Annotated in this window: 8 protein-coding genes; 2 read left to right on the forward strand and 6 right to left on the reverse strand. The window is 38.3% G+C overall.

Annotated features, from left to right (window positions below; all coding sequences use genetic code 11):
- Positions 1-160: magnesium chelatase subunit ChlI family protein (locus O9324_RS02050; RefSeq protein WP_502846563.1), on the forward strand; the 160-nt coding region annotated here is incomplete at its 5' end.
- Between the two features lie 236 nt (positions 161-396).
- Here O9324_RS02050 and O9324_RS02055 read toward each other — a convergent pair.
- Positions 397-1701 carry a hypothetical protein gene (locus O9324_RS02055; RefSeq protein ID WP_288139357.1) on the reverse strand — a complete coding sequence of 435 codons (1305 nt, stop codon included), beginning with the start codon at positions 1699-1701 and terminating at the stop codon, positions 397-399.
- Between the two features lie 198 nt (positions 1702-1899).
- On the opposite strand from O9324_RS02055, the gene O9324_RS02060 reads away from it, so the two are divergent.
- Complete coding sequence (locus O9324_RS02060; protein ID WP_288139358.1) at positions 1900-2328, forward strand: Tery_1686 family protein; 429 nt, start codon at positions 1900-1902, stop codon at positions 2326-2328.
- A gap of 74 nt (positions 2329-2402) precedes the next feature.
- Here O9324_RS02060 and O9324_RS02065 read toward each other — a convergent pair whose 3' ends face one another.
- The 5 genes from O9324_RS02065 to O9324_RS02085 form a co-directional block, all read right to left on the reverse strand.
- On the reverse strand, positions 2403-2969 hold the full coding sequence (locus tag O9324_RS02065) for a hypothetical protein (RefSeq protein WP_288139359.1): 567 nt from the start codon (positions 2967-2969) through the stop codon (positions 2403-2405).
- Positions 2969-4357: an AAA family ATPase gene (locus O9324_RS02070; RefSeq protein WP_288139360.1), complete on the reverse strand. Its 1389-nt coding sequence runs from the start codon at positions 4355-4357 to the stop codon at positions 2969-2971. Before O9324_RS02070 ends, O9324_RS02065 begins: the two co-directional genes overlap by 1 nt.
- 103 nt (positions 4358-4460) lie before the next feature.
- Entirely contained in the window at positions 4461-5045 is a 585-nt protein-coding gene (locus tag O9324_RS02075) for a pseudouridine synthase (RefSeq protein ID WP_002751273.1), read from the reverse strand.
- A 115-nt stretch (positions 5046-5160) separates the two neighbouring features.
- Positions 5161-5319, reverse strand: coding sequence for a hypothetical protein (locus O9324_RS02080; protein ID WP_288139361.1), 159 nt, complete (start codon positions 5317-5319; stop codon positions 5161-5163).
- The gene (locus O9324_RS02085) at positions 5282-6070 is read right to left on the reverse strand and encodes an ABC transporter permease (protein ID WP_002765070.1); all 789 of its coding nucleotides are present in this window, start codon (positions 6068-6070) and stop codon (positions 5282-5284) included. The genes O9324_RS02080 and O9324_RS02085 overlap by 38 nt, the downstream gene beginning before the upstream one ends.
- Positions 6071-6131: the final 61 nt, after the last annotated feature.

A 6131-nucleotide genomic window follows, 5' to 3' on the forward strand; every position in this document is an offset into this window, starting at 1 on the left:
TTTAGAAGGGGCAATCCGAAAATTGGGTTTATCGGCCCGAGCAATGGATCGCATTCTCAAAGTTGCCCGCACCATTGCCGATTTAGGAGATAGTGAAATGCTGAAAAGTTCCCACGTTGCCGAAGCAATTCAGTATCGCACCCTCGATCGTTTAAGTTAGGGTTTGCGGCAAAAAGTTTGTTGGTGGGGTTAGGAGTCGGTCGTCAGGATTCAGGAGGCAGGAGTTGAGAGTTGGGGTTTTAGGGAGTTGGGGTTTTAGGGTTTTGGGGTATTAGTTGAAATTCTCCTATCTCCCCACTCCCCCACTCCCCCATTTCCCAATTCATAATTCCCCCATTTCCCCATTTCCCCATTTCCCCATCACCCTACACCCTACACCCTCTTTCAAGTCAGGAGTCAGGAATCGGGCGATTCTAAGCGTTTTTGCCATTCTCGATCGATTTTATCCGAGCGATCGATCTCTTGTTCGAGATAGTCTTGATCGGTAGAATAACTAATATCAGCATCTGTAATCACTTTTTGGTCAGCAAATTGACGAGAGTAGGCCAGTTTTTTCTCTAATTCAGGATTATTTTGGGCTAATAAATCTGCTCTTTTTTCTCGCTGTTGATTGCGTTGATTAACCCGCTCATTTCTCCACTGTAAAAAGAAATAACGACCGAGGGGAATCCCCAAAAAAGCACCAGCATAACTGAGGAGAAACCCGTAGATTCCTGTGACTATCGACCCCAGAGAACCGCTCAAATCAACACTATCACTGTTGAGCAAAGATCCTAAAACTAAAGCGAGGATAAAGTTAACCACCCCTAAACCTAAAGCTAGGATAATTTGACCGCTATCTGCTTCGCTAAACTTCCAGCGTTTTTCCTTTAGATAGGGGGAAACTGTTTGTAATTTTCTCTTTTTGGTTGTCACCTGTAGATCGGGAAAATAATAGATAATATCGCCTCGATCGGACACTTGCGGCAATCCATTAAAGCGGGTTAAAACTGGGAGTATATAATCTTCTGTCTCCTCGTGACTAGGGGTAATACTATCGAGATAGGGGGCAATTTGTGGAGCAATAATCGAGCCACGATTATTTTGAATTACTTTACCGATAGTTTGCCAGCGTCTCTCCTCTAAATTAAAATTAGGATCGCCATCGCCAAAAAGAAAAGAAAAAACTGCCTCGAGAAAATTCATCTTACTAGGGGGTTTTTCTGCCTTAACTTCCCTATCCTTTCTTTCGTAGTAGTTATTACCAAAATCGGGATAAAAAATCCAGAAAAAGTCCGTGGGAAAGAAATTAATATTAATGTTGTTATTTCCAGAATTGTTATCCGAGTCACTATCTTTGAACATTAAGCCGATCAGGATCGCCAGAATAGCCAGCAACAGGATTAAAATCGAAATAATTAAAACAATGCCAAAGGAAATGCGGATAATATAAAAAACTACTTTCCAGATTTTACTGGCGAAAGCTTTTAACTGCAATTGCCAATATTTATTCAGGAGAATCGAGCGAAAATTTTCAGGGAAAAGATAGATAATCTCCCCCGTATCTGCTACCTGTAAATGTCCCCCCGCTTCCGCAGCTAAAGCTAATAATCCCTGTTGTGCAGCGTTAATCTCTAAACCCGATTTTGCCGCCACATCACCCACCGTAACCCGATAGCCTAATTTTTCGATCGATTGTAATAGAGACTCTTGGGGATTCATAGAAAATACTGTTCCTGTCGATTATCCTATTTTCTAGTGTAGTTTTGATTTTGTCTTTTTGGCAGCGGCTATCTGGATTGATGGGTGCGGCATTTTCGACTCGATCGAGAAAATATCGTTATAATTGTTCCAATAGTCGCAAAAAGCAGGGCTAAACTGTATAAATAGTTACTTTATAAGCAATTATCAGAGGTGAGCATGAATGCGTCGGAACAGGCAAAAGGATTAGAATTAACGGCGAAGATCGCCACACTCGTCAACCTGTTTAAACAACAATTCCCCGATGCAAAGGCAGATCTGAAACCTTGGCGCAACGATCCCCACACAAGGGAGTTAACGGATCCTGACTCGATCGATATCGCTTTCCATTTTCCCGGTTGGAGTCCCAGAATTCAAGGGCGCAGTATTCTGGTACAAATTCGTTTTCATCTCGATAGCGAGGATCATCATCAGCGTTTGATTGGCTTAGAAATGCAGGCTTTTAACCATCAAGGAACCGCTTGGCGACTATCTACGGTGGAAAATTGGCAATTAGTCGGTAATTATCAACCTTCTCCTAAGGTGGCTGATAAGTTAAAATATTTCAGCCGGCAGGTGTTTGAAGTTTTTAAAAATGAGCATCGATAAGGCTCTTTCGGCACTCTCGGCAAAAGATCGTTATTCGATCGAGATTAAATCAGTCTTAATGTCAAGCTATAGGACTAAATTAATTCTTGAAAGTGCTTCGCTTTAGCGGAAATTTTTAACATTTTTTCTGGTTGATCGTGAATCTCACTTTTTTGAGAAAGTTTACTGCTGCTCGTGGCTGTTTTAGACATACTGATATTTTTAATACTAACAAAGCGATATTGATAGTCCTGAAGAAAATCGGGTTGATTCCAAAATAAGCGTCCGATTTCACGACAATAGGAGACAAAGCATTTGGCTCCTTTTAATTGTTTAATTATCGATGAATTAGAATCTCTGCTTTTCTTCATTTCCAAACAAAGGATAACTTTTTCAGTAGGGGTATTAGCGATAATTATAAAATCTGCACGCTTACATTCACCTTTATTACCAGTAAAAATTTTGCGGACATCAAAAAACTCATCTAGCTTGATCGCAATAACTTGATCGGGTTCAGGCATTCCACTAATCACAAATGAATAGTTATCTTGATTTTCTATCAGTTTCAGTAAATAACTATCTCGTTTGTACTCTTTTTTATATTCCAACTCTACTATCGCACACTTGCTAATCATTTCTTTGAGGATAGCAATATCAGACATTACTCCTCACCCCAAATAATAGCCGTTTGAATACGATTCATATTTTCGATAGTAGTATCAAAACTGCGTGCTTCGATACCCATTTCGTGATCAATTTTAGCGGGAGTTAAAGTGTTAAATTTGGTTTTTCTTTTTTGTCCTTTTAACATCTTTAAAGCTTTTTCAGCAATATAGACTTTAACTTGATTAGCCGATAATAATTCCTCTTGTCTATAGCCTTCTTCTGCGGCAATTTGTTTCAGGTGTGGTTTATTATGGTTAAGCATAATTAATGTGTTGATTTCTTTGATAATATAATCACTGTGAGTAGTGATAAAAACTTTAATACCAATGTTGATCAGTCGAGCGAAAAGTTTAGCGATACGGCGTTGATTTTCTGGATGGAGATTTAATTCAGGTTCATCTACTATCAACAAATCTCCGATTCGAGCTTCGTGTCTTAAATAAAAGCCAATGTCTAAAAGAGAACGTACAGCACTAGAACTTTCATCCATCGATAGTCTAAGTTTTTTTCCTTTAGGAATGTAATAAAGTTCATCATTGCTAGTAATCATATATTGACCACCAATAATATCGGCAAAATCTTCTAAAATACTGGGATGATTTTCGGCGATAAAGCTAGTTTTTTTGACAATTGTTTCTATTTGTCTAGTAAAATCTACATTTTTTTTGACTGGTAGCGCATAATCCTGAGAAACATTAAATAACAGTTCTCTAGGATTAAAATTGCTATTTTTACTAATTTCTTCCAGTAAACGATTACGAGCAAAATTTAACTCTTTGCGAAAAATTGCCGCTCCTGTCCTTTCTGCACTAGCAATAAATGGCCTGGGAAAAAACTGAGAGAAAATTATATCTTGGATGCTGTCGTAAATGATATCCTCAAGAAAATGCACTGGCAGATTTATTTTTTCTGTTTCTGTTAATAATGTAATGGATAAATAAGGCTCATCTTCAGGTTTGTTAATCGAGATAATTTCCCATGTTGCTGTACTAATTTTCCTTTCATACTTATTTTGAAATTGAATATTGTCAAAATTTAATTCTATCTGAAAATCAACATTTTTAAACCTCTCCTCGTTGGCAGCAAAAACTTCAGGTATTTGTTGGATATATCTTTGACAACCTGCAGTAAGAATACTTTCACACTGTTGAACATACTCCTGTAGATCGAGACTAATTACACCATCAGAAAGTAGTTGCTCAATTTTTTCTTTGAGGCCAAATCTTGGCCCCGTTAATAGTCTTCGCCAATTGTCTAAAAAACCGAATAAAGCGTAGGTAGCATAAGTTTTACCTGTATTATTACCACCACAGATAATTGTGAGATCGCCTAGACTGAATTCTGCTTGTTTTAAAATGCCAAGATTTTTAATTTTAACTTTCATGTTTGTCTTAGGTTTAATATTCACGATTATAGATAATTGTGGGTCATTTGATCAAGTCCCAAACTATACATTCAACTTTGGTTATCAAGGTTACTTACAGAAATTATAACCTTTCCAAGGCTTTTCTCTCTTTTTCAGTCACTTCTCGCCATTGACCGGGTTGTAATCCTGTTAAGCATAATTTATTGTTTTTGTCAATAGTAATGGCTGTTCTAATTAATCTTAAAGTCGGATAACCAACGGCTGCCGTCATCCGTCTTACCTGACGATTTCTTCCCTCAGTTAAGGTAATTTCTAACCAAGCGGTGGGAACAGATTTTCGATAACGAATCGGTGGCTCTCTGGGGGGTAAATCCGGTTCAAAATCTAGTAAATTAACTATTGCCGGTCGAGTGCGATAATCCTGAATAGGAAGACCTTGACGCAATTTTTCTAAAGCGTTTAGGTCTGGAATTCTTTCGACTTGTACCCAATAGGTGCGCGGATGAGCAAATTGACGATGACCTAAACGATGCTGTAATTGACCGTTATCTGTGAGTAATAATAATCCCTCACTGTCCCTATCTAAACGACCGACAGAATAGATATTCGGGATGGGAATATAATCTTTTAAAGTCGAGCGACCATTTTCATCGGTAAACTGACATAATACATCGTAGGGTTTATAAAAAAGGATATATTTATTCAAGGGAAAAAAGAGTCAGGAGATAAGTAGTCGTGTAAAATAAATTTCCTAGGGAAGATAGGCAAAAGGCAAAAGGCAAGAGGTAGTTAGATATGTTTAATTAATTTTGCCTGGGTACTTAACTGATAACTGATAACTGATAACTGATAACTGATAACTGATAACTGATAACTGATAACTGATAACTGATAACTGATAACTGATAACTGATAACTGATAACTGATAACTGATAACTGATTTAATCCCGTTGATGGGAGAATTGATAAGCGCCGACAATCGAGAGAAGAAGAGCGACGATTAATAAAATAGGGATAGCGAACCAAGGAAATTGATTGATATCGTAGGCTGCGGCTCTTAATCCTAGACTAGCATAGGTGAGGGGCAAGGCATAAACAATAATTTTTAATGCCCAGGGTAAGGTTTTGGGATCGAAAAAAGTTGCTCCTAAAAAAGACATCGGCACGATTAAAAAGTTATTATAGAGACTGGCACTTTCGAGGGATTGAACTCGCAATCCAACAATTGCCCCTAAACTGGCAAAGACGGCACAATTTAAGATTAAAATTAATAAAAAGAGGGGATTGAGAAAACTGGCAAATTTTCCTGTAAATAAGATAGCGATGAGAATCACTGATGCAGAAGTCATTACACCGCGCAAAATTCCCGCAAAAACTTTGCCTAAAAATAATGAGAGGGGATGGACGGGAAGTAATAATAATTCCTCGAAGGTTTTACTAAATAAGCGATCGCCACAGATGGAAAAGGTGGTTCCCCCGAAACTGATCGCCATTGAGGACAGAGCCACCATTCCGGGTAAAATAAATTCTAGATAGGAATCGCCGAGCGAGGGTTTCATCGAGCGATCGAGGGCGCTTCCCAACCCCAACCCGAAACCGATAATATAGATTAGGGGAGAAACTAAACCTGTGGCGGCGATCTGAAGGACTCTCGCCCGTAAATCTAGCCATTCTCCCCAAAATACGGTTAAAGTGTCTGTTAATATCGTCTGAGCTTGAGCTAGTTTCACTGGTATTTTGGTTAATTAGTAAATATACTTTTAATAATAATTAACAATTGTCCCCTTTTTC

This window comes from Microcystis sp. LE19-84.1B (genome assembly GCF_027531875.1).
Lineage (GTDB): Bacteria > Cyanobacteriota > Cyanobacteriia > Cyanobacteriales > Microcystaceae > Microcystis > Microcystis panniformis.

Coding starts and splice junctions, on each gene's coding strand:
- O9324_RS02065 (WP_288139359.1), bottom strand. CDS start 2,969: ATGTCTGATATTGCTATCCTCAAAGAAATGATTAGCAAGTGTGCGATA.
- O9324_RS02060 (WP_288139358.1), top strand. CDS start 1,900: ATGAATGCGTCGGAACAGGCAAAAGGATTAGAATTAACGGCGAAGATC.
- O9324_RS02070 (WP_288139360.1), bottom strand. CDS start 4,357: ATGAAAGTTAAAATTAAAAATCTTGGCATTTTAAAACAAGCAGAATTC.
- O9324_RS02055 (WP_288139357.1), bottom strand. CDS start 1,701: ATGAATCCCCAAGAGTCTCTATTACAATCGATCGAAAAATTAGGCTAT.